Annotated in this window: 17 protein-coding genes and 1 tRNA gene; 13 read left to right on the plus strand and 5 right to left on the minus strand. The window is 64.6% G+C overall.

The annotated features are described in order from the left end of the window. The first annotated feature begins 12 nt into the window (after nucleotides 1-12). Genes HNR05_RS00460 through HNR05_RS00470 form a run of 3 tightly spaced genes read left to right on the plus strand, consistent with a single transcriptional unit; the run spans nucleotide 13 to nucleotide 4,558 of the window. On the plus strand, nucleotides 13-3,660 hold the full coding sequence (locus tag HNR05_RS00460) for an AAA family ATPase (protein WP_246318319.1): 3,648 nt from the start codon (nucleotides 13-15) through the stop codon (nucleotides 3,658-3,660). Further along, nucleotides 3,657-3,908: a hypothetical protein gene (locus HNR05_RS00465; RefSeq protein ID WP_179577228.1), complete on the plus strand. Its 252-nt coding sequence runs from the start codon at nucleotides 3,657-3,659 to the stop codon at nucleotides 3,906-3,908. Before HNR05_RS00460 ends, HNR05_RS00465 begins: the two co-directional genes overlap by 4 nt. Nucleotides 3,909-3,958: 50 nt before the next feature. After that, entirely contained in the window at nucleotides 3,959-4,558 is a 600-nt protein-coding gene (locus tag HNR05_RS00470; RefSeq protein ID WP_179577229.1) for a TetR-like C-terminal domain-containing protein, read from the plus strand. A gap of 47 nt (nucleotides 4,559-4,605) precedes the next feature. On the opposite strand, the gene mscL is transcribed toward HNR05_RS00470, so the two are convergent. From mscL to HNR05_RS00485, 3 genes are all read right to left on the minus strand, one after another. Then, nucleotides 4,606-5,025, minus strand: coding sequence for a large conductance mechanosensitive channel protein MscL (gene mscL / locus HNR05_RS00475; RefSeq protein ID WP_179577230.1), 420 nt, complete (start codon nucleotides 5,023-5,025; stop codon nucleotides 4,606-4,608). A gap of 28 nt (nucleotides 5,026-5,053) precedes the next feature. Further along, complete coding sequence (locus tag HNR05_RS00480) at nucleotides 5,054-5,398, minus strand: FmdB family zinc ribbon protein (protein ID WP_179577231.1); 345 nt, start codon at nucleotides 5,396-5,398, stop codon at nucleotides 5,054-5,056. A gap of 64 nt (nucleotides 5,399-5,462) precedes the next feature. Then, nucleotides 5,463-6,041 carry a 5-formyltetrahydrofolate cyclo-ligase gene (locus HNR05_RS00485; RefSeq protein WP_179577232.1) on the minus strand — a complete coding sequence of 193 codons (579 nt, stop codon included), beginning with the start codon at nucleotides 6,039-6,041 and terminating at the stop codon, nucleotides 5,463-5,465. A 34-nt stretch (nucleotides 6,042-6,075) separates the two neighbouring features. On the opposite strand from HNR05_RS00485, the gene galU reads away from it, so the two are divergent. The 4 genes from galU to HNR05_RS00505 all read left to right on the plus strand — a co-directional run bounded on the left by galU (nucleotide 6,076) and on the right by HNR05_RS00505 (nucleotide 8,926). Then, nucleotides 6,076-6,975 (plus strand): UTP--glucose-1-phosphate uridylyltransferase GalU, encoded by a 900-nt coding sequence (gene galU, locus HNR05_RS00490; protein WP_179577233.1) that lies wholly within the window; start codon nucleotides 6,076-6,078, stop codon nucleotides 6,973-6,975. A gap of 8 nt (nucleotides 6,976-6,983) precedes the next feature. Next, nucleotides 6,984-7,643, plus strand: coding sequence for a GNAT family N-acetyltransferase (locus HNR05_RS00495; protein WP_179577234.1), 660 nt, complete (start codon nucleotides 6,984-6,986; stop codon nucleotides 7,641-7,643). A gap of 53 nt (nucleotides 7,644-7,696) precedes the next feature. Further along, nucleotides 7,697-8,650, plus strand: coding sequence for a hypothetical protein (locus HNR05_RS00500; protein WP_179577235.1), 954 nt, complete (start codon nucleotides 7,697-7,699; stop codon nucleotides 8,648-8,650). Between the two features lie 200 nt (nucleotides 8,651-8,850). After that, nucleotides 8,851-8,926: transfer RNA gene (locus HNR05_RS00505), tRNA-Ala, on the plus strand. Nucleotides 8,927-9,092: 166 nt separating this feature from the next. On the opposite strand, the gene HNR05_RS00510 is transcribed toward HNR05_RS00505, so the two are convergent. Beyond that, on the minus strand, nucleotides 9,093-9,710 hold the full coding sequence (locus tag HNR05_RS00510; protein WP_179577236.1) for a TetR/AcrR family transcriptional regulator: 618 nt from the start codon (nucleotides 9,708-9,710) through the stop codon (nucleotides 9,093-9,095). Between the two features lie 147 nt (nucleotides 9,711-9,857). Between HNR05_RS00510 and HNR05_RS00515 the strand changes: the two genes are divergently transcribed. The 6 genes from HNR05_RS00515 to HNR05_RS00540 all read left to right on the plus strand — a co-directional run bounded on the left by HNR05_RS00515 (nucleotide 9,858) and on the right by HNR05_RS00540 (nucleotide 17,074). Continuing rightward, on the plus strand, nucleotides 9,858-11,678 hold the full coding sequence (locus HNR05_RS00515) for a hypothetical protein (protein ID WP_179577237.1): 1,821 nt from the start codon (nucleotides 9,858-9,860) through the stop codon (nucleotides 11,676-11,678). Nucleotides 11,679-11,887: 209 nt separating this feature from the next. Next, entirely contained in the window at nucleotides 11,888-12,880 is a 993-nt protein-coding gene (locus HNR05_RS00520; protein ID WP_179577238.1) for an isopenicillin N synthase family dioxygenase, read from the plus strand. A 35-nt stretch (nucleotides 12,881-12,915) separates the two neighbouring features. Next, the gene (locus tag HNR05_RS00525; RefSeq protein WP_179577239.1) at nucleotides 12,916-13,185 is read left to right on the plus strand and encodes a hypothetical protein; all 270 of its coding nucleotides are present in this window, start codon (nucleotides 12,916-12,918) and stop codon (nucleotides 13,183-13,185) included. A gap of 785 nt (nucleotides 13,186-13,970) precedes the next feature. Further along, nucleotides 13,971-15,725 carry an HNH endonuclease signature motif containing protein gene (locus HNR05_RS00530; protein WP_179577240.1) on the plus strand — a complete coding sequence of 585 codons (1,755 nt, stop codon included), beginning with the start codon at nucleotides 13,971-13,973 and terminating at the stop codon, nucleotides 15,723-15,725. A gap of 282 nt (nucleotides 15,726-16,007) precedes the next feature. Continuing rightward, the gene (locus HNR05_RS00535; protein ID WP_179577241.1) at nucleotides 16,008-16,427 is read left to right on the plus strand and encodes a VOC family protein; all 420 of its coding nucleotides are present in this window, start codon (nucleotides 16,008-16,010) and stop codon (nucleotides 16,425-16,427) included. 32 nt (nucleotides 16,428-16,459) lie between these two features. Continuing rightward, nucleotides 16,460-17,074, plus strand: a complete 615-nt coding sequence (locus tag HNR05_RS00540; RefSeq protein ID WP_179577242.1) for a DUF998 domain-containing protein — start codon at nucleotides 16,460-16,462, stop codon at nucleotides 17,072-17,074. 76 nt (nucleotides 17,075-17,150) lie between these two features. Here HNR05_RS00540 and HNR05_RS00545 read toward each other — a convergent pair whose 3' ends face one another. Then, the gene (locus HNR05_RS00545) at nucleotides 17,151-19,703 is read right to left on the minus strand and encodes an ATP-dependent DNA ligase (protein WP_179577243.1); all 2,553 of its coding nucleotides are present in this window, start codon (nucleotides 19,701-19,703) and stop codon (nucleotides 17,151-17,153) included. Between the last annotated feature and the right edge of the window lie 37 nt (nucleotides 19,704-19,740).

Genomic DNA, 19,740 nt, shown 5'->3' on the forward strand with positions numbered 1-19,740 from the left:
GAGCCGCACAACATGACGTCTCCCCACGCCGTGAGCCTCGGCGATCCGACACTGCTGGCCGGCAACATCGCCGAACCGGTCTGGCAGCGCTGGCGTGATGAACTCGCCCAGGTGGGTGGCCGTTCGCCTTTGCTGCACTTCTCCGATGGCCCGCGCACACGCATCGAACTGAGTGCGTCGCATCCGGGCGGTCTGCCACAGTTCATCATCGGCAAGACCACACTGCTGTCGAACCTGATCCGCGACGAGCTGGCCCTGCGGAACGCCCGGCTGGCGGCCGGCGAGATCACGCAGAAGGGCATCGAACTGCGTTCGATGCGCGGCATCGAATCGGTGCACCTGGCCATTGGTTTGGCTGAGTGGCGCCACGGCGAGGTCGACTACAGCGCCCCGGTGCTGCTGCGCCCCATGGCCATTCGCCGGTACGGCCGCGACTTTGAACTCAAGCTCAACGGGGCCCCGTTCCTGAACCCCGAACTGGCCCGTGCGCTGCACGACCAGTTCCAGATCACCCTCGACGCCGACGCGTTCGTGGCGCTCGCCGTGACCAACGGCGCGTTCAAGCCGCAGCCGGTGATCGATCGCCTGCGCGGTCTCACCTCGCACCTGCCCTGGTTCAACGTCGTGCCGCGCCTGGTCGTGTCGTCATTTGCCGACGTGGGCCGTGCGCTCGCCGCGGATGCCGCGGATCTCGACCATCCGCTACTCGACGCGATCGCCGGCAACCCGCAAGCTCGCCGTCTGATCGAGGCCGCCTACCAGCCCGTCACCCCGGTCGGCCAGGATGCCCGCCCACCGTCGACCGATACCCTGCTGCTTGACGCCGACACCGAGCAGGAAAACGTGGTCAACCAGATCGCGGCCGGCAACTCCCTCGTCGTCAAGACCCTGCCGGGTACCGGCGGCACCCAGACCATCGTCAACGCCATCGGCGCATTGATTGGCCAGCACAAGAGGGTGCTCGTCGTGAGCGCCCGTCGCTCGAGCCTGGACGGCATCGCGCATCGTCTGCAGCAGGTCGGTCTGGCCGGCGTCGCCGTGAGTCAGCGTTCACTGCGCCGCGATCTGATCCAGTCGATCACACGGAACGAAAAGGCGACCCAGCCGCAGGTCGGTGACATCGATGACGCGCTCGTGCGCTTGCGCAAGGTGCTGCTGGACTACCGCTCGGCCCTCACCCGCCGGGACTCGACGCTCGGTGTTTCGGTGCTCGACGCGCTCGGCGAACTGGCCCGGTTGGCCCAGCTTCCGTCACCGCCGGCCACGACCGCCCGGCTCGACCGGCATGCGCTCGAACTGCTCGCCCGCGACCGCGGTGCCGCAGCGACCACGCTGATCAAGGCCGCGGCACTCGGGGAATTCCGCTACGGACCCGGCGATTCGCCCTGGTACGGTGCGTCGTTTGTGACCACTGCCGAGGCATCCACCTCGCACGATCTGGCCAAGCGCATCAACCAGCAGGAGCTGCCTCGTCTGCTCGAGCGCGCCCTGCGCCTGGTCGGGCAGACTCGCTTGCGCCCGTTCGAAACCATCACAGAGCTCGGCGTCTATCTGCGCCTGCTGCTCGACATTCGCGAGACCCTCGACAAATTTCAGCCAGCAGTGTACGACCGGCCGCTCACCGAACTGATCGCCGCGACAGCGTCGCGGCGGGATTCGCCCGAGATGGCGGGCGCCAGCCGTCGTCGCCTGCGTAAGCTCGCCGACGAGTATTTGCGACCCGGCGTGCACGTGAGCGATATGCATGAGTGCCTGCGGCGCATCCAGCAGCAGCGCACACTCTGGCAGCGCTACGTTGTGGCCGGCGCGACACCCGAGGTGCCGGTGGGGATTGCCGACGTGCACGTGGCCTATCAACGGGTGGCCGACGACCTGTCAAAGCTTGACGTGCCGCTTGGAATCGCCGGCGGCCCGCGTCAGCTGGCGAACCGTCCGATCAAGGAACTCGTTCACACTATCGCCGGGCTCGCCGCCGAGAGCGAGGTGCTGGCGAATCTGCATGAGCGCACGGCGCTGCTCGCTACCCTGCGCGAAAGCAACCTTGACCCGCTGATGTCCGACCTCTCGCACCGTCATGTCTCTGAGCAGAATGTTGCCGCCGAGCTCGAACTCGCCTGGTGGCAGTCGGTGCTTGAAACGATGCTGGCCGGCGACAAGGCACTGCTGAACGCCAACACGCAGGTCCTTGATCGTCTCGAAGCCGACTTCAAGCTCGTCGATGAAGCGCATGCCTCGGCAACCGGATCGCTCCTCGCCTGGCTGCTGGCCGAAACCTGGAAGATCGGCGTCGTCGATTGGCCCGATGAGGCGAATCAACTGCGCCGGATGCTCCGCGCCGACGCGGTGACGCCCGAGCGTCTGCACCACGAGTCCCCGCACCTCGGACGCGTGCTCGCGCCGGTCTGGTTGGCCTCGCCCTATGAGGTGGCCGGCCTGACCGATTCGATCGGGTTCGATGCCGTCTTGCTCGTCGATGCGGGTGCGACCACCCTCGCCGAGAACGTCGGCGCCATCCGTCGGGGCAAGCAGATCGTGGCGTTCGGCGACCCCGTCACGCAGACGCCCTCCTCATTCACGACGGCGTTGACCGAGAGCCCCGATCTCACGGCGCCCGCGGTCGGCGTCGACTCCAACGTTGATGCGCTGCACGCAGACTCTGCGCTGGCCCGGCTGGGCGAGTTGCTCCCCACGTTGACCCTCACGCGCAGCTACCGTGGCGGCGGCGAAGACCTGGCCGAGCTCGTGAATCACAGGTTCTACGGCGGCCGGATCGACTCCTACCCGTGGGCCGGCAGTTACCTGGGCCACGGCAGCCTCACCCTGAACTATGTGGCAGGCGGTCACGGAATGCCCGACACCGACACGGGCGCCGTCGAAAGTGTCGACGCCGAGGTCAATCAGGTTGTCACTCTCGTGATGGAGCACGCGGTGCAACGCCCGCGTGAATCGCTCATGGTGATCACGGCGAGCGCGCGGCACGCCGTGCGTGTGCACCAGGCCGTGCTGGCGGCGTTCGCGAAGCGCACCGATCTGTCGGACTTCATTCTGAAGGATCGTGCCGAGCCCTTCACGGTGCTCACCCTTGAACAGTCCGTGGCGCAGAGCCGCGACCGGGTCATCTTCTCGATCGGATACGGACGCACTCCGCACGGCCGCATGCTATCGAATTTCGGTTCGCTCGGTGAACCGGGTGGTGAACGTTTGCTGGCCATCGGCATGACCCGGGCGCGCCGCTCGATGGACATCGTCTCGTGCTTCCGACCTTCCGATATCGATGCGGATCGCCAGCGCTATGGCATCCTGGCGCTGGCCCAGGTGCTCAGCGAGACCGAGGCGAACACCAGCGAGGTCGCGGCTCCCGATGCACGGGAGGCACTGCTGGTCGACCTGGCTTCTAGACTCGAGGGCCTCGGCATGCACGTGTCGCTCGGTCACCGCGGCAAGCTCGCTCTCGCCGCCTCGTATGGCGGGCGTGCGGTGGCGATTGAAACGGATGCCGTCGTCGGCCGGTCAAGCCTGCGGGAATCACTGCGGCTGCGCCCTGAGGTGCTGCGCCGGTTGGGCTGGCACTATTTGCGGGTGCACAGTTTCGACCTGTTCACCAATCCCGATGCCGTCGCAGCCCGGATTGCGACGATGATCGGTGTGCAACCGAAATGAGCGGTGACGAGCCGCGGCCCGACGCGCCGGCCGACGTGCAGCATGGAGAAACTGCGCGTCAGCCGATTGTGAAGGCGGCGGGTCGCGCCCGGCGGGCCCGGCTCGAACCGGCACCGAACACCGACCCGAGCCCCGATGTGCCCGTACCGCGCGAGGAGGGCGGCGTCGCATCCGGCGTTCCGGGTGCACCAGCGCCACGCGGCGAAAACGACGATCGCCTGCGGCAGGATCGCCCGCCGCACTGGTAGTAAAAGTCAATTTGTCGTCCCTCGCTCGAGGGACGATAGCATTGACAATCATGACAAAAAACACGCTCGATCAAGCTACAGCACCGCGTCGGGGGCGTCCCCTGGATGCCGCGCTGGCCGAACGTGTTTTCGCTGCCGTCCTCACCCAACTCAGTGCGGTCGGCTACCCGCGGCTCGAGATCGAAACAGTTGCGGCCGATTCCGGATGCTCCAAGACGACGATTTATCGGCGTTGGGGTACCAAGGCGCACCTGGTGGCCGTGGCGATCGCCTCGGAGTTTCCCGGGACGGTCGAAATCGACACCGGCACCATCGTCGACGACTTCATCGAGCACATTGGGACGGGGCCGTCGCTGCTCTCGTTCGGCAGCCTGGCGCCCGTCGCCTGGACGGCGATGCTCGAGCCTGAAGTCTCGGCGTTCCTACGTGACGAGGTTCTGGCGAGTCGTGACGAGGCCGCCGAGCGTTTTATCGGGCGGGCGATCGCACGCGGAGAGCTGCCGGCTGACGTCGATGGACCCGCAATTCTGCATGCGGTGCTCGGCTTTGGGCTGTACACGCGTTACCTGGTCAACTCAGCGGTGAACGCGTCAACACTGCGCCAGATCGTCACGGCGCTGGTCACCTCGCCGCCGACGCTGACGAGGTAACCGGCCCGTGTGAGACACGCCGGGGTGAGACACCGGGGTGAGAAACGCTACAGCGTGTGCTTCGTCTCTTTTGCCGTACCGACAGCGAGCAGGTCGCGAATCTCCGCGAGCAGCTCGAGCTCTGAGGCCGGCGCGGCCTCGTCGACGACACCGGCCCGGCGACGGCGATCCTGGGCTTCCTTCATTCTGTTGATCGGAAGAACGAAGACGAAGTAGACAACAGCAGCGATCAGCACGAAGTTGATGAGCGCTGCCAGCACGAGTCCGAACGACAGCTTGGCGGAACCGACCGAAACGACCATCGCACCGGCGAGGTCGCTGGTGTCGAAGATGGCGGCGATCAACGGGTTGAAGATTCCCGTGACGAGCGCGGTCACCACCGCGGTGAACGCGGCCCCAATGACGACGGCAACCGCAAGATCAATCACGTTGCCGCGCATAATGAATTCTTTGAAGCCCTGGATCATGGCCAATCCTTCCTCTGGAGAGGCGGACCTAGGATGCTGAGGGTGCCGCGCTCTTCGTGGTCGATGCTGAACTACTGCTTGTGACACTAGCGGACGCGGAGCCCTCTTTGGGGGTAGATTTTGCGGCCGATCCGCTTGGCGACCCGGAGGCCGATCCGGTTGCCGATGCCGCGGACTTGGCGCTCAATTTTGCGTCGGAACGAGCGTCGTTCCGGTAGAAGCCGGAGCCGTTGAAGGTCACGCCGATCGACGAGAACACCTTGCGAAGCTTGCCGCCGCACGTGGGGCATTCGGTCAAGGAGTTGTCGGTGAAGGCCTGCTGAATATCGAAGGCGGTGTCGCACGCGGTGCAACGGTAGGAATAGGTGGGCACTGAATCTCCAGCTGGGGGAATCGGCAGGCGGATGCGAGCCGGACAAATGAGACGAGGGAGTGCTCTAAAAAGAGACGATCCTCGTGGGGGTGACCACGCCGTCAACCGGTTGGTCGTGTACTTCGCGCGGGACTTCATCGACGAACTCACTGTCGTACACGACGGCGTAGACCGGAGGGCAGCGCTCCATTGAGCCGAGAGTCTTGTCGAAATAGCCGCGGCCCCAGCCCATGCGCATCCCTGTCGCATCGACGGATGCGGCGGGAACGATGATGAGATCGACGCTGTTGATCGCGATCGGGCCGAGCAATTCGCCGGCCGCCTCAGGCATGCCGGTGATGCCCTCGACCTCTTCGTGCTCTTCACCGACGGTCCAGTCCAGGAGACCGTCTTCGCGAGTGATGGGGAAGAGAATGCGGATGCCCTCAGCTTCGGCCCAGTTGAGGAACGGCCGGGTGTTCGGCTCATTGCGGGCTGAGAGATAGCACGAAATTGACTGTGCAGAGAGGTCGACCACCAGGCTTTGCAGGTTTTCGGTGAAGCCGACGGTTGCCGCATCGCGTGCGACTGAGGTGAGGTTCGAGCGGCGCTCCCGCAATTCCGCGCGGAGCGCCCTCTTTCGGTGACCAATGTCAGAGACCATACCTTTCATCCTAGATGCCGATAACGTAGGGTCCATGGGAATCAGAGTCACGAAAGCCGTCATTCCAGCCGCAGGTCTCGGCACTCGCTTTTTGCCGGCCACCAAAGCGATGCCTAAAGAGATGCTGCCGGTCGTTGACAAACCGGCCATCCAGTACGTCGTCGAAGAGGCGGTGGCCGCGGGATTGCACGATGTGCTGATGATCACCGGGCGCAATAAGAACTCACTGGAAAACCATTTCGACCGCATGACCGAGCTTGAGGCCCTCCTGAAAGAAAAGGGCGACAAAGAACGCCTGGCCAAGGTCAACGCGTCGACGGACCTCGCCGACGTGCACTACGTACGCCAGGGCGACCCGCTGGGACTCGGCCATGCCATTCTGCGGGCCAAGATGCACGTGGGCCGTGAGCCGTTCGCGGTGCTGCTTGGCGACGACATCATCGACGAGCGCGACCCGCTACTCGGACGGATGCTCATGGAGCAGGCCGCGCGCAACACCAGCATTGTGGCGCTCATGGAAGTCGACCCCTCGCAGATTCACCTGTACGGAGCTGCGGCCATCGAACTGACCGGCGACCCCGACGTGGTCAAGGTGACCGGGCTGGTCGAGAAGCCAGCCGCCGCCGATGCGCCGTCGAATCTGGCCATCATCGGCCGGTATGTGTTGCGTCCGGAGGTCTTCGATGTTCTCGAACACACCAAGCCGGGCAAGGGCAACGAAATTCAGCTCACCGATGCCTTGCAGGAAATGGCCGTCACCCCCGAAACCACCGGCGGAGTATACGGCGTCATCTTCCGCGGCCGCCGCTATGACACGGGCGACCGGGTCGACTACATCAAGGCCATCATCCAGCTTGCCGTCGACCGTGAGGATCTGCGCGATCAGCTGCGACCGTGGCTGCGCGATTTCGCGGCACACCTCGACGAGTCGTAATACCGCGCATGGCCATTACTATCCCGACGCTGAGTGAGGGCTCGGTCACGCTGCGTCCGATTCGCGTGCGCGATGCACGTCTGCTCGAAGCCTCGTTGATGGAAAACCGGGGGTGGCTGCGCAAATGGGAGGCGACGAACCCGTACGCGCCCATGTCTTTCGACACGCGGTCGAGCATCCGGAATCTGTTGGCTCACTCCCGCTCCGGCCACGGCCTGCCCTTTCTTGTCGAGTACGACGGCGAGTTGGCGGGGCAACTGAACGTGTCGGGCATCAGCTGGGGTTCGCTCTCCAGCGCCAGTCTCGGATATTGGGTGGGGGAGCGTTTCGCCGGAAGATCGATCACGCCGACCGCTGTGGCACTGGCCACCGACTACTGCTTTTATCAACTCGGCCTGCACCGCATGGAGATCTGCATTCGACCCGAGAACGACGCTTCGTTGCGGGTCGTGCAGAAGCTGGGCTTTCGATATGAGGGCTTGCGGCGCCGCTTCATTCACATCAACGGCGATTGGCGGGACCACTTCTGTTTCGGCCTGACGGCCGAAGAATTGCAGCAGGGTGTGTTGCGGCGTTGGCGAGACGGCCTCGTGCCGCCGTATGCGGCCGCGATTTCGGCCGCTGACCTGGCCGCGGCTGCGCATCCATTGCCTGTAATTGATCGATGACACACCCCGTGTAATCAGAGACATGAGGCCATCTGACTCATAGCGTAGGGACTATGAGCGGTGAGGTACTCGGCGGGGGAGTGATGGTGGCGGTAGCTGCCGCCTTGTGGGTTGCCTATTTCATGCCGACCTGGGCCCGGCGTCGGCAGTATTTCGCGATGGAACGCAACGCGGTTCGTCTGCAGCAGACCCTGCGCATTCTCGCTGAAACGGCGGAGGTGCCCGAGCAGGTGCGACTCGAAGCAAACGCGCGCACGGTGTCGAGTCAGCAGAAGTTGTTGGCTCAGGCCGAGGCGAAAGCCCGGGCAGAATTGAAGATTTCGGCGGATGCAGCGGTGGCGGCTCGCCGCGCGGCCGTTGTGAAGGCAGCGGCGGTGCTCACCCCCGTCACTGCGCAGCGGGCACTGGGAACTCTGCGTCGTCAGCGTGCACTTCGTTCTCTGCTGCTGTTGGTCGGCGTCGTTGCGGTTGTGGCCGGCACCGCAATCGGGTTGGTCGGAGGCTCGTGGTTGCTGCTCGGTTTCGGCGGACTGGCCGCGGCGACGGCGCTCGGCGGCCTGGCGCGTCTGGCGCGTACCGCTCGATTCGCGCGCTCTCGTGCAGCGGTGCGGATTGACGTGGCGGCGGCTCCGACGCGCGTGCACCAGCAGCGTTTTGAACCGGTGCACTTTGACGAGGCGCCGGTCGTCGCCGCAACCTGGACGCCCAAGCCGCTCCCGCGCCCGATGTACCTCACCCGGGGCTCAATCGCCCAGGCGGCAATGGCGTCGGTGGATGCCGGTGCCGAGCTGCGGAAGGCGGCATCCGAGGCCGAATTGTCGCGCCGTGCAGCCGAACGCGAGGCGGCCTATGCGGCCGCCGTCACGCCGATCACTCGGCCGACGACAGCTCGTCCTGCAGCCTCGGCGGCCTCAAGCGCATTCGCGTCGATGGGCATCATCGGCGATACCGAACCGGGCATGTCCAACCTCGATGATGTGTTACGTCGTCGCCGTGCAGCCGGGTAACGAGCCACGGTCTGAACCGTCAGCCGACGTTCCTCCGGAGCGCGGCGGGGATCCCGCGTGTTGGCTGGCGAACGTCTGCCCCGAATGCGGTGCCTATGTCGACGACCCGTCGCTCGGCATCTGTGCGCGCTGTGGCGGAGTATTGCCGACCGACGTGTAAATATCTTCGCCCAGTGCGTGATAATGTTCATAAGCAGTTTGGGGCTATGGCGCAGTTGGTAGCGCGTCTCGTTCGCAATGAGAAGGTCAGGGGTTCGAATCCCCTTAGCTCCACCAATAGCAAAATGCTCGGCACGACGTGTCGGGCATTTTGTCGTTTGAGAGGCAAAGTGATTCACAACCGCATGGAGCACAGGGTTGTAGCCGGTGGGGGGCTGTGCTTGGGGGATGTCCTCGGGCATGGTGGCGCGGTGGCTGCGGCACGGACAAATCAGGGGCCGGCCTATTCGGCCGGCATGCTGATCGCGGCCATCCGGCGGCGCGCGGTGTGCAGTGCCTCAAGATCGGTGGGGAACTCCCCATCCACCTCGTGGGCGTGGCGAATCACCTCGTCACCCATTGCGATAGACAGTCCGACCGTGAGCCGGGCTTCGGTCGCGTGGTCCGCGTCGTCGAGCCGGGCGAGTTCCGGGTGTGCGTCGAGCCACTCGCGAATGACGGTCACCAGGCGCTCCCGACTCTCATTGCTCGCCCATGAGACGGCACTGGTCACACCGGGCTCTCGCACGAATAGTGCGAGCCTTTGCTGAGTAATGGTGTCGTCGGATTGGCCGCGCACAGATGCCACCACGATCAGGTTTGCCGCGACCACGAGGTCCCGGGAATGACTGCTGAGGATCGCCTCTGTGAGGCTGGGATCGTACTCAAGGGCTGTTCCGAAGATGGCTTCGTCGAGTGAGGCGAAATAGTTGAAAAAGGTGCTGCGCGAGACGATGGCTGCGGCGCACACGCGCTCGACCGTTACCGCCCGGACGCCTTCGTCGTAGGCGAGCGAGACCGCCGCGCTTTCCATTGCTCGCCGGGCGGCGAGCATCTTGGTCTCCCGCAGGCCCTGTGCCATGTCCACTTCCTCAACGTTCCCTGTTCGTCACGATTCTCGCTGAAATGATTCACTGTTCGCAACAGTACGCGGTTCAATGTTGACTTGCATCCAATGTTGGACTCAGTCCATACTTGGTGCAACCGCCGATACCAAAAGAGGTACGCCATGCAGCGCCCGTTCCACTCGATCCCCCTCGTGCCACGGAAAGATCGGTCGACGCTGTCGACACGGATGCGCCACGCCGGTGCGATCACTGTCGTGACCGCGCTGGCTCTGGTGGCGAGCCCGTGGGTCGCCAGCGCCGTCGTACCGGCAGCCCACTCTGTCTCCATCGCCGTGAGCATCACTGGCGGCACGGAGGCGGCCGCACTTGCGGGAGTGGACATTCTCGTGCAGCGAGGGCACGGCGACGACACCGTGGTGGCGACAGGCGTCACCGGAGCCGATGGCACGCTCGATCTCGAGATTGCAGGTGAAGGAACCAACTATCGGGCGACTGCACAGTGGCCGGGCGCGCCTGGCGACCTGGAATCAACGGACACTCTCACGGAATTCAGTCTGGGCGGCGGGGAACCGGTTGACATCACTTTCCGGGGCACGTACGGCACGGTATCGGGATCGATCACCGCGACCGCAGAGCGGCGCCCGCTCGCCGATCTCAGCGGCGCGACCGTCGTGATCACGAGCGGCACCTCCGCTGTGCAGCGAGTCGCGGTGGCCCACAACGGTTCGTTCGTGACGGGCGCACTGCCCACGAGCCCGACGAATGACTACGGAATCTCTTTCGTGCCGCCTCCCGGGTATGACCTAGCCGTGCAGCAAATCTCGGAGAACCCGCCCTTCGCGCTACCCAGCGGTGACACGATCCCGGCCAGAGTTGCGATCGAGCGTCTTTTCGTCGTGACGCCGATCGAGACGCCTGAGCCCACGCCTGAGCCGACTGCTGAGCCGACTGCTGAACCGACCCCCGAGCCGACTGCGGGCCCGGCTCCCGTCACGTTCAACGACGCCGACAGCCTCGGAGCTGCGCTCAACGGCAGCACCGAGGCGCAGCTGGCCGCTCTGCTTGACGCAACGGCTCACGCGGGTCACGGGAGCGTCTTGATGAACAACGCGCTGAATCAGCTACTCGGACTCGCGCAACAACCGAACGAGGGTCAGCAGCAGGCGCTGACGGGACTGATACAGCCCATCACTGAACAGTTTCCGACGCTCACAGTCAGCAGTGTTCCGGTCGTGGCACTGGACCTTGATGCGCAGTTGACTTCGATCCAAAAAAACCGGGCAACAGCGTCGAGCGAAGCGCTTGCCGAATCAATTGCTCGGGTGCAAGCCACCAACACACGCATCTCACAGTTGAACGCCGCACTCTCGGCTGTCGCTGCCTATCGTGCGTCGCCCACCGAGGAGACGTTTACGGAGGCCACGCGCGCTGTGCGGCTGGCCCAGGTCGACCACGACTTCCTCAACGCTTCGGCAGCCAGCGGCACCACGGCGGCGCCGGGACTTGCCCAGCACCTCCGAGAGTTGATCGACTCGCTTGTCCACAGGCAGCAGATGGACATGCTCCGTCTGCAGAGCCTGACCAATCAACGCAACGAGACATTCGACGCCATGGCTGACGTTATTCAGAGGATGCAGGACTCCCGGTCGGGCATTGTCGGCAACATGCGCTCCACACCGGTCGCACTTGGCACGGTGCAGTGGGATGGCGGCACGGTGACTGGCGCGCTCGATCTGACGGGAGTGCCGAACGGTGACCATCACCTGATCCTCAATTTTGCCGACGTCGGCGTCACCGTCGTTGCAAACGTCACTGTCGCTGACGCTGCGAACGGGACGGCCGGGAACGAGGAACTCGCCGCGACCGGCATACAGACAACGCCCTCAACGGGAGTGAGCATTGCCCTGCTGGTACTCGGGTTCGCGGCCATAATTGCGGCGCGACTGACGCGACGTCGTGACGTGTCCGGAACTCGCGGCTGACGCGCAGGAAGACTCACGAAGGGGGGAATCAGGTCATTCGACCCTGCTTTCGTCCATGAGCGTTGCGACGCGAGAGCAACGTTCGTCAGTGAACTCTCGATCCGTGCTGTCGTGGCGACAGGTGCCTGCTGCGGGGGCGCGCCCGCGCCTCACGTGCGACTGGGTTTGATAGCCTGACTTTTCTGACCACAACAGTGAAACGGACCTCAATGATGAGTGCTCAAGACCTGAACGCCGGTGGCCGTGAGGTTCCCACAATTGACATCGACAGGGATCCGGCGCTCGTCGCGCGAGACTTCGATGACACGCTGCGCGAAGTCGGTTTCTTCCAAATCGTCAACCATGGCGTCGATGACGCAATCGCCGACGACTGTTGGAACCAGGCCCGCGAGTTCTTCGACCTCTCGATCGAGCAGAAGCGTGAAGTCGAGCGTCCGCCCGGAGGTCATTTCGGCTATTTCCCACTGAAAGCTGAGTCCCTCGCGCAGTCGATGGGCATGGACTCGCCGGGCGACCTTAAAGAATCCTTCAACATCGGCGCGATCGTGCCGTTCACGCACACTCCGATCGACGAGGAGGAGGCGCGACAATTCGCGCCCAACCAGTGGCCGAGCGCGCTGCCCGGGATGCGGCCTGCGTGGGAGGCCTACTACGGTTCGATGTTGACCCTGTCGAACAGGTTGATGTCGATCTTCGCGCGTGCACTGGATCTGCCCGCTGAGTTCTTTGCCCACTCCATCGATCGCAGCCCGAGTGCGCTACGCGCCATCAACTATCCCGAGCAGCAGCTCCCGATTGAAGAGGGGCAGCTTCGCGCCGGGGCTCATACCGACTACGGCACCCTCACGATCCTGCGCCAGGAACTCGGCCGGGGTGGCCTGCAAGTGCGCGACGAACCCAGGTCGAGCTGGGTCGATATCCCTCCGATCGACGGCGGCTACGTCATCAACATCGGTGATCTCATGGCTCGATGGACCAACGACCGGTGGACATCGACCGTGCACCGCGTCGTGAATCCGGATGCCGGTTCCGCGGTTTCGACGCGTCGGCAGAGCATGCCGTTCTTCCACAATGCCAATTATCAAGCGCTCATCGAATGTCTGCCGTCATGTGTGGCGGCGGGAGAATCGCCCCGATATGAGCCCGTCGTCGCGGGGCCGCACCTGGCCGGCAAATCGATGAAGGCGAATGTGGCTGGCTGAGTGCGATGTCGGTGGCCACGTCTAGCATCAGTGCCATGGCGCTTCCGAAACCCATTCGCTTTGATCTCGACACCTGGCTGTGCATGCGGACCGATCCGGCGCTGCCCAAAGCGGTGATTCAGCGTGTGCACGGCACCGACGGGAGCGATCGGTATCTGCTCTTCAAATGGGACCTCGACCCGAAGAAGCGCGTGCTGATGGGGGTGCACGAGTCGCTCGACAAGGCAAACGACCTGGTGCGCTTTGATACGGGGAATCCAGGGCCAGACCTGCCACCGGGAATGCGGGCCGACGGGCCGCGCTGACGGGCAGCAGATGTTCGTCACCCGGTCGAGTGCAAAGCGAATGTTCCTGCGGCCGATTCGTCGGCGTCGGTTGTGACGACGCTGCATCCGTCGGCCTCCGCTGAGTGCCGTGGCCCGTTCGTATCATGCGTGGATGCGATGCAATGCGATGCGATGCAGGCGAAGCATGACGAGCCCAGAGACTCCCGACTGGCCGCAGGGCCCAACTTGCTATCGTCGCTCAGACGTGTCGGTGATCGTGGGGATCGGCGACGAGGTGTGGGAACGTGTCACTCGGGATGTACTCCGTTTGGCGGGTCAAGACAGCGAGCGGCTTCGAGGTCGATGCGACGGATGCGGTGACGCCCGGTGGTCGTGTGATCGTGACGGTGCGCGTGCTCGGTGATCGATCCAACCCCGTTGATCGAGCGTGTCGAGATCCCGTGAGCCGAACTCGAGACCGGGGAGCGCGGTCTCGACAAGCTCGAGCCGAGGGTCGTCGCCCGACCCCGCGTCCCCTCCCGATGCTCGACCCACCCGCTGATCGAGCTCGTCGAGATCCCGCGAGCCACCCTCGAGACCCGGGGGACCGAGGTCTCGACAAGCTCGACCCACGGTTCGGTAATCGACCCCGCGCCCTCCCGCTGATCGAGCTCGTCGAGATCCCGCGAGCCACCCTCGAGACCCGGGGGCGTGGTTCCGGCCGGCTCAAGTTCTCGATCCCTCCACAGACACAGGTACGAGAACTTATACACAGATACTGAGAAAAGCTCGTAATCGTGTTCGTTCTTTGGGAGAATGGAGCTATGTCAATCACCTCCCCACCCCCCGTCTCCGCCCCGGAGCCGACACCCGCCTCGGGTGCGTCGGCACCGACCGCGGCCATGGTGCTGGCGGTGCTCGAACAGACGCAGGCACTGTGGGCGGGGCTTGGCCTGGTCAGCCCTGACCGGTTCACCGACGACGACCTGCTCGGCGTGCTCGGTGCGTTCGAAGGCGTGGGCCGGCTGGTTGATGCCGGCCGGGTGGCTCTGGCGGCGACGGTCGAGGAACGCTCCGGGCGGTGGCTGGGCCGCGACTCCCTGGCGGCGAAGCGGGGCTGTACCAGTGGCATCGACCTGATCACCCGGGTCACCCGCATTTCTGGCCGTGAAGCGAAACGGCGTAGCGCCCTGGGCCTGCGAATGCGGGACACTCAGCACGTCGGCACGATCATCCCCGCACTGTTCCCCACGGTGGGTACCGCGGTCGCTTCGGGCTTGCTGGGGGTGGATGCGGCGGAGGTGATCATGTCCGGTCTGGCCGAGATCTCCCCGCGCGTTGCCCCCGATGATCTTGCGGCGGCGGAACGCGCTCTGGTGTGTGCGGCGACGGGCACGATCACGGCCGAGAATGAGGGTGAGCCGGGCGCGGGCTTCGCGTTCTCGGCGGACTCACTGCGGGTGCAGATGTTGCAGTGGCAGGCGGCGCTGGACCCCGACGGGGTGGCACCGAATGAGGTCGAGGGTGAGGCGACGAGCACGATCAGTTTCGGCCGCTTCAAAGACGGCATCTACCCGGTGCGAGGCGGGGTGACTCCTGATCTCTACGGAATCATGAACCTCACCTTCGACGCCTTCATCGCCGCCCGCAAAACCCCCGCGTTCCCCACCGCCGCCGAGCAAGCCCGCGACCAGGCACGCGACGACCGCGCCGAGCTAGACGGACAAGACCTGAACGACGACCACAACCTGAGCGACGAGCACGGCCGCGAGCACGGCCGCGAGCACGGCCGCGAGCACGGCCGCGAGGACGACCGCGACTGGCACGGCGAGCGCGACCGCGAGCACGACGACCGTGACCACGAACGCGATGACCGTGACCACGAACGCGATGACGACGACCACGACCGTGACCATGACGACCACGGTCAGGGTTCAGCCTCAGCTGAGGTGCCTCTTCCCGGGTCGGCCGGGCACGAGTTCGATGACGTCGACACCCGCACGGCCGGTGAGAAGCGGGCCGATATTCTGCGCGGCATGTTCACCCAGTTGGCCCAGGCCGATAACACTCCCAGCATTGGTGGTGCACCGCCGACGGTGGTGGTGCATGTGAACGTGAACGATATTGAAGCCGGTCGCGGTGTCGGCTGGATCGACGGCGTCGACGCCCCCATCTCCCTTCGCACGGTGGATCAGATGATGTGTGCCGGAGGCACCCAAACGGTTCTGTTCGGTCCGAACGGTGAGGTTCTCACCCTGACCGATCCGCAACGACTGTTCAACCGTGCCCAACGCCGGGCGATCCTCGCCCGCGACGGCGGCTGCGGCGTTCCCGGCTGCAACGCCCCCGCACAGTGGCTCGAATTTCATCACGTCATCCCCTGGAGCAAAGGCGGCGTCACCGAAGTCGACAATGGTGTGGCGTTGTGTTGGCGACATCATCACACCATCGAAACCTCCGGCTGGGAGATCCTCATGGTCAACGGTCGGCCCCGCGTGAAGGCCCCGGCCTGGATCGACCCGACCCGCACCTGGCGCGACGCCAACCGCCACCGCACCGACACCCACCGCCGCGACTGACGCGCTGCGACTGATGCGCCGTGACTGACGCGCCGCGACTGGGCGCCGGCTCTCTCAATCCTCCCTGTCGTGTTATCGCCTGCGACATCGTCTGATCCGCGAGGCGAATAGCGGGGACGAACGTGCTTCCTACTCACGAAATAGCGACGTGTTCCTCTGTCGAAAACCTCGCGTTATTGGGTGATCCGACCGACAATCAGAACAGCGACATGTGATCAGCGGTATCAACATTCGCTCCATCCACACCCGCCAGAGCAGAAAACATCCTCGAGGAGCAGGACGATGACGACGCAACTCAACCCCTACCTGAGCTTTCGTGACAACGCGAAGCAGGCCATGGAATTTTACCAATCGGTGTTCGGCGGTGAGGTGACCAGCAGCACGTTCGCCGAATTCCCCGAGCAAATGGATGCAGCTGAGAACGACAAGATTATGCATTCAACGCTGACCAGTTCTCGCGGGCTCGTACTGATGGCGGCCGATACTCCACGGTCAATGGGCGAGCCGAGTCCCAACGGTTCACTGTCGGTGAGCGGTGAGGACGAAACTGAACTGCGCGGCTATTGGGACAAGCTCAGCGCCAGCGGTACGGTCTCGATGCCGTTGGAGAAGGCGCCGTGGGGTGACAGCTTCGGCATGTGCGTCGACGGATTCGGCGTGCGCTGGATGTTCAATATCGCGGGGGAGTCGGCGTCCGAGTAGCCGGCGGTCGGGCGAGGAGCAGGAGAGCGACGATGCCGGCCTCTGCACGCTGGTGGGCCTGGTTCGGATTGGTCGGAATCATCGCTTACGTCGGGATCGACGTCGTGCTGGCTGTGCTGCGCCCTGACTACGGTCTCGTGGTTGACGCGGAGAGCAACTACGGTCGGGGCGCGTATTCGTGGCTGATGAACATCAACTTTGTCGTGCGCGGCATCCTCTCGGCGTGTGCTCTGGTCGCACTTCTTCGCGCCGATATCGCCACCCCGCGCACCGGAATGCTCGTTGGCATCTGGGCGGTGACGTCGACTCTGCTGGCGTTCTTTCCGGTCAACGTCGAGGGCTATCCCGTGCTCGGAACGGGTCGGGCCCACCTTCTGCTGGCGGGAATCGGGTTCGTCGCAATCGTGGTCGGAGTGTTCGGTATGACCCTACAGATTCGACGAGAGGGCCGTTGGCCGCGGGGTGTACCTGCGCTGCTCGCTCTCGCGATCGTCGGTCTCGGCAGCCTCGTGCTGCTTCCCGCAAGCGGTGTTCTCGGTGCGGTCGGCCTCGTCGAACGGATTTTCCTGGCTGCCGTGCTCGGCTGGCTCGCGCTGGTTCTGGCGTGGATCGTGCGAAGCGCCCCTCGACAGTTGGCGCGCAGCTGAGCCACTTATCACTGTTCGAGCACGATCACTGTTCGAGCACGATCACTGTTCGAGCACGATCACTGTTCGAGCATGATCACTGTTCGAGCACGACGTCTGCAGGCGACTTGTCAGGGCGCCAGCCACGCCATGACGGATGCCGCAGCCGTCCCTGCGACGTCCACCCGGCGAACTCCACCTCGCCCACCAGATCGGGTTCGACCCAGTGCGCATCCCAGGAATCGGTGGCTGGAACCTCAACGAGGGGACAGTCGTTGCGCCGACGTTGTTCGAGGCGGGCCAGGATCTCGACGAGCTCACGATCGCGAAAGCCCGTGCCGACCCGGCCCACGTAGCGCAATCCCGTGGCATCCGGAATGCCCAGTAGGAGAGAACCGAGCGTGTCGTGACGATGACCTGTGCCGGTGCGCCAACCGCCGATCACGACCTCCTGACTCAGGTGATGTTTGATCTTGATCCACTGGCGGGAGCGACGGCCCTCGCTGTAGGTCGAGTCGCGCTGCTTCGCGAGCACCCCTTCGAGGCCGAGGTCGCGGCTCGCGTGGAGCGCATCGGCAGCGCTAATCGGGCCGGTGCTGCCGTCGGCACCGCCGAGGAAGGCCGGAGGGAGCTGCACGCGGCCCTGCGGACGCAGTGTGTTCTCAAGTTCGGCGCGGCGTTCGTCATAGCCGGAATCGACCAGCGGCTGGCCGTTCCTCTCGAGGAGGTCGAAGACGAGGTAATGCACCGGGGTGAGGCGGGCAGACGCGGCGATCTCCTGGGGCGCGGTCAGGTTCATGCGGGTTTGCAGGAGACCGAAGTCCGGGCGGCCACCGCGGTCGAAGGCAACGATCTCGCCGTCGAGCACGGCGGAATCCGCGTGAACGCTCGCCGTGATGTCGTCGATCAGATCGGGGTAGGACGCCGTCACATCGTGGCCGTTGCGCGAGAAAATGCGAACCTGCATCGGGCCGTCTGCGCCGCCGTGTGAGTCAACCGCGCGCGTAAGAGCGGCGAGAGCGCGCATGCCATCCCACTTCATCTCAAAGGCCCAGGCTCCCTCAGCGGTGTCGGCCGGGCTGCCCGCAGCGGCGAGCATCGGGGAGTAGATCCGGGCGGGTGCGGCGGCAGCCGGCTCGGGGAGCGGCCGGTAACGCCGGGCACCCGCCGTCATGCCCGGTTTCATCAAGTGGATCAGCCAGTTCTGTGAGTCCATTCCCGCTGCCGCCGTTTGAATGATGGCGAACCGTTTGGTGCCGCCGAGCCCACCGCCCGGTTCCCCATGCACCGTGACGATCACCTCGTGGTCTCGCCACTTTTCGAGGTCGTACTCCCCGCGATCCCAGATCATGATTTCGCCGGCCCCATATTCCCCCGACGGAATAGTGCCCTCGAAGCGACCGTATTCGAGCGGATGATCCTCGGTGTGCACCGCAAGGTGGTTGACTCCCGATTCGGTGGGAACGCCTTTCGGTAACGCCCACGAGACGAGCACGCCGTCGTGTTCGAGCCGGAAGTCGTAGTGCTTCGACCGGGCGTGATGCTCGTGGATGACGAAGCTGTGGTCAGTCGAGGAACCGGCGGTCGCGGGCGACGTGCCCGTGCCCGCGGTGCGCTCCGGCATCGGTTCGGGCGTACGGCTGCTGTCACGCTTCGAGCGGTAGACGGCGAGGGGGTCAGCGGCCGGATCCTGCGTGCGTTCAGGTGAGAGCCCGGTCGCCTTGATCGCCGCGGAATCATCGGTCGGGCGTTCGTTCACCTCCGTAGTATCGATGGCGGCCAACGGATCACCGATATATTCCATTCGCTGCATAACCTGCTGGTAGTCGAGCTGGGTCAGGCCCGGATCGTTCAATTCATCCCAGGTGCGCGGCGCAGCGACCCACGGGTGGCTGCGTCCCCGCAGCGAATAAGGCGCGATCGTGGTTTTGGCCGCGTTGTTCTGGCTCCAATCGACGAAGACCTTGCCCGTGCGCAGCATCCGTTTCATGTCGCTGACGACCAGCGCGGGATGATCGGCCTCCAGAGAGCGCGCGAGTTCATGCGCCACCGCAGATATCTGTGCCGCAGTGTGCGTGCTATCGAGTGCGGCGTAGAGATGGATGCCCGTGCTGCCGCTCGTGACCGGCAGTGGGTCGAGATTCATGTCGCGCAGGATGCTGCGGGCGAGTCGGGCGACCTCGGCGCAGTCGGCGAGTCCGGCGCCCTCACCCGGGTCCAAATCAAGCACAAGCCGGTCAGGGTTGCGCGGATCGCCACCCCGGCCGAACTGCCACTGTGGCACGTGGATTTCGAGTGCGCCAAGCTGGGCCAACCAGATAAGCGTGGCCATATTGTTCACCAGCGGGTAGTCGTTGACGTGATCTGAATGCTGGATGGGTCGGCGCGGCACCCACTCGGGTGTGGACGCGTCAAGGTTCTTCTGGAAAAAGAACGCGCCCGGGGAATCGAGTGTTCCGACACCGTGTACCCAGCGTTTGCGGGTCGCGGGCCGATTCACGGCATGCGCAATGAACAGGTCGGCCACGGCCGCGTAATAGCCGAGTACGTCGGCCTTGGTCGTTCCTGTTTCGGGGTAGATCACCGTGTCGAGGTGGGTCAGCGTGACGCGATGGCCGCCGACAGACACGGTTTGGGATCGCGCTGGCATGCAGCCAGCATGCTCCCGCCCCACGAGCGTGGCTAGC

It is taken from the genome of Leifsonia psychrotolerans (assembly GCF_013410665.1).
GTDB lineage: Bacteria > Actinomycetota > Actinomycetes > Actinomycetales > Microbacteriaceae > Cryobacterium > Cryobacterium psychrotolerans_A.

Bases quoted from the DNA above. Each gene is read 5' to 3' on its own strand.
- HNR05_RS00460 (WP_246318319.1), top strand. From the start codon at position 13: ATGACGTCTCCCCACGCCGTGAGCCTCGGCGATCCGACACTGCTGGCC.
- HNR05_RS00465 (WP_179577228.1), top strand. From the start codon at position 3,657: ATGAGCGGTGACGAGCCGCGGCCCGACGCGCCGGCCGACGTGCAGCAT.
- HNR05_RS00470 (WP_179577229.1), top strand. From the start codon at position 3,959: ATGACAAAAAACACGCTCGATCAAGCTACAGCACCGCGTCGGGGGCGT.
- mscL (WP_179577230.1), bottom strand. From the start codon at position 5,025: ATGATCCAGGGCTTCAAAGAATTCATTATGCGCGGCAACGTGATTGAT.
- HNR05_RS00485 (WP_179577232.1), bottom strand. From the start codon at position 6,041: ATGGTCTCTGACATTGGTCACCGAAAGAGGGCGCTCCGCGCGGAATTG.
- galU (WP_179577233.1), top strand. From the start codon at position 6,076: ATGGGAATCAGAGTCACGAAAGCCGTCATTCCAGCCGCAGGTCTCGGC.
- HNR05_RS00495 (WP_179577234.1), top strand. From the start codon at position 6,984: ATGGCCATTACTATCCCGACGCTGAGTGAGGGCTCGGTCACGCTGCGT.
- HNR05_RS00500 (WP_179577235.1), top strand. From the start codon at position 7,697: ATGAGCGGTGAGGTACTCGGCGGGGGAGTGATGGTGGCGGTAGCTGCC.
- HNR05_RS00510 (WP_179577236.1), bottom strand. From the start codon at position 9,710: ATGGCACAGGGCCTGCGGGAGACCAAGATGCTCGCCGCCCGGCGAGCA.
- HNR05_RS00515 (WP_179577237.1), top strand. From the start codon at position 9,858: ATGCAGCGCCCGTTCCACTCGATCCCCCTCGTGCCACGGAAAGATCGG.
- HNR05_RS00520 (WP_179577238.1), top strand. From the start codon at position 11,888: ATGATGAGTGCTCAAGACCTGAACGCCGGTGGCCGTGAGGTTCCCACA.
- HNR05_RS00525 (WP_179577239.1), top strand. From the start codon at position 12,916: ATGGCGCTTCCGAAACCCATTCGCTTTGATCTCGACACCTGGCTGTGC.
- HNR05_RS00530 (WP_179577240.1), top strand. From the start codon at position 13,971: ATGTCAATCACCTCCCCACCCCCCGTCTCCGCCCCGGAGCCGACACCC.
- HNR05_RS00535 (WP_179577241.1), top strand. From the start codon at position 16,008: ATGACGACGCAACTCAACCCCTACCTGAGCTTTCGTGACAACGCGAAG.
- HNR05_RS00540 (WP_179577242.1), top strand. From the start codon at position 16,460: ATGCCGGCCTCTGCACGCTGGTGGGCCTGGTTCGGATTGGTCGGAATC.
- HNR05_RS00545 (WP_179577243.1), bottom strand. From the start codon at position 19,703: ATGCCAGCGCGATCCCAAACCGTGTCTGTCGGCGGCCATCGCGTCACG.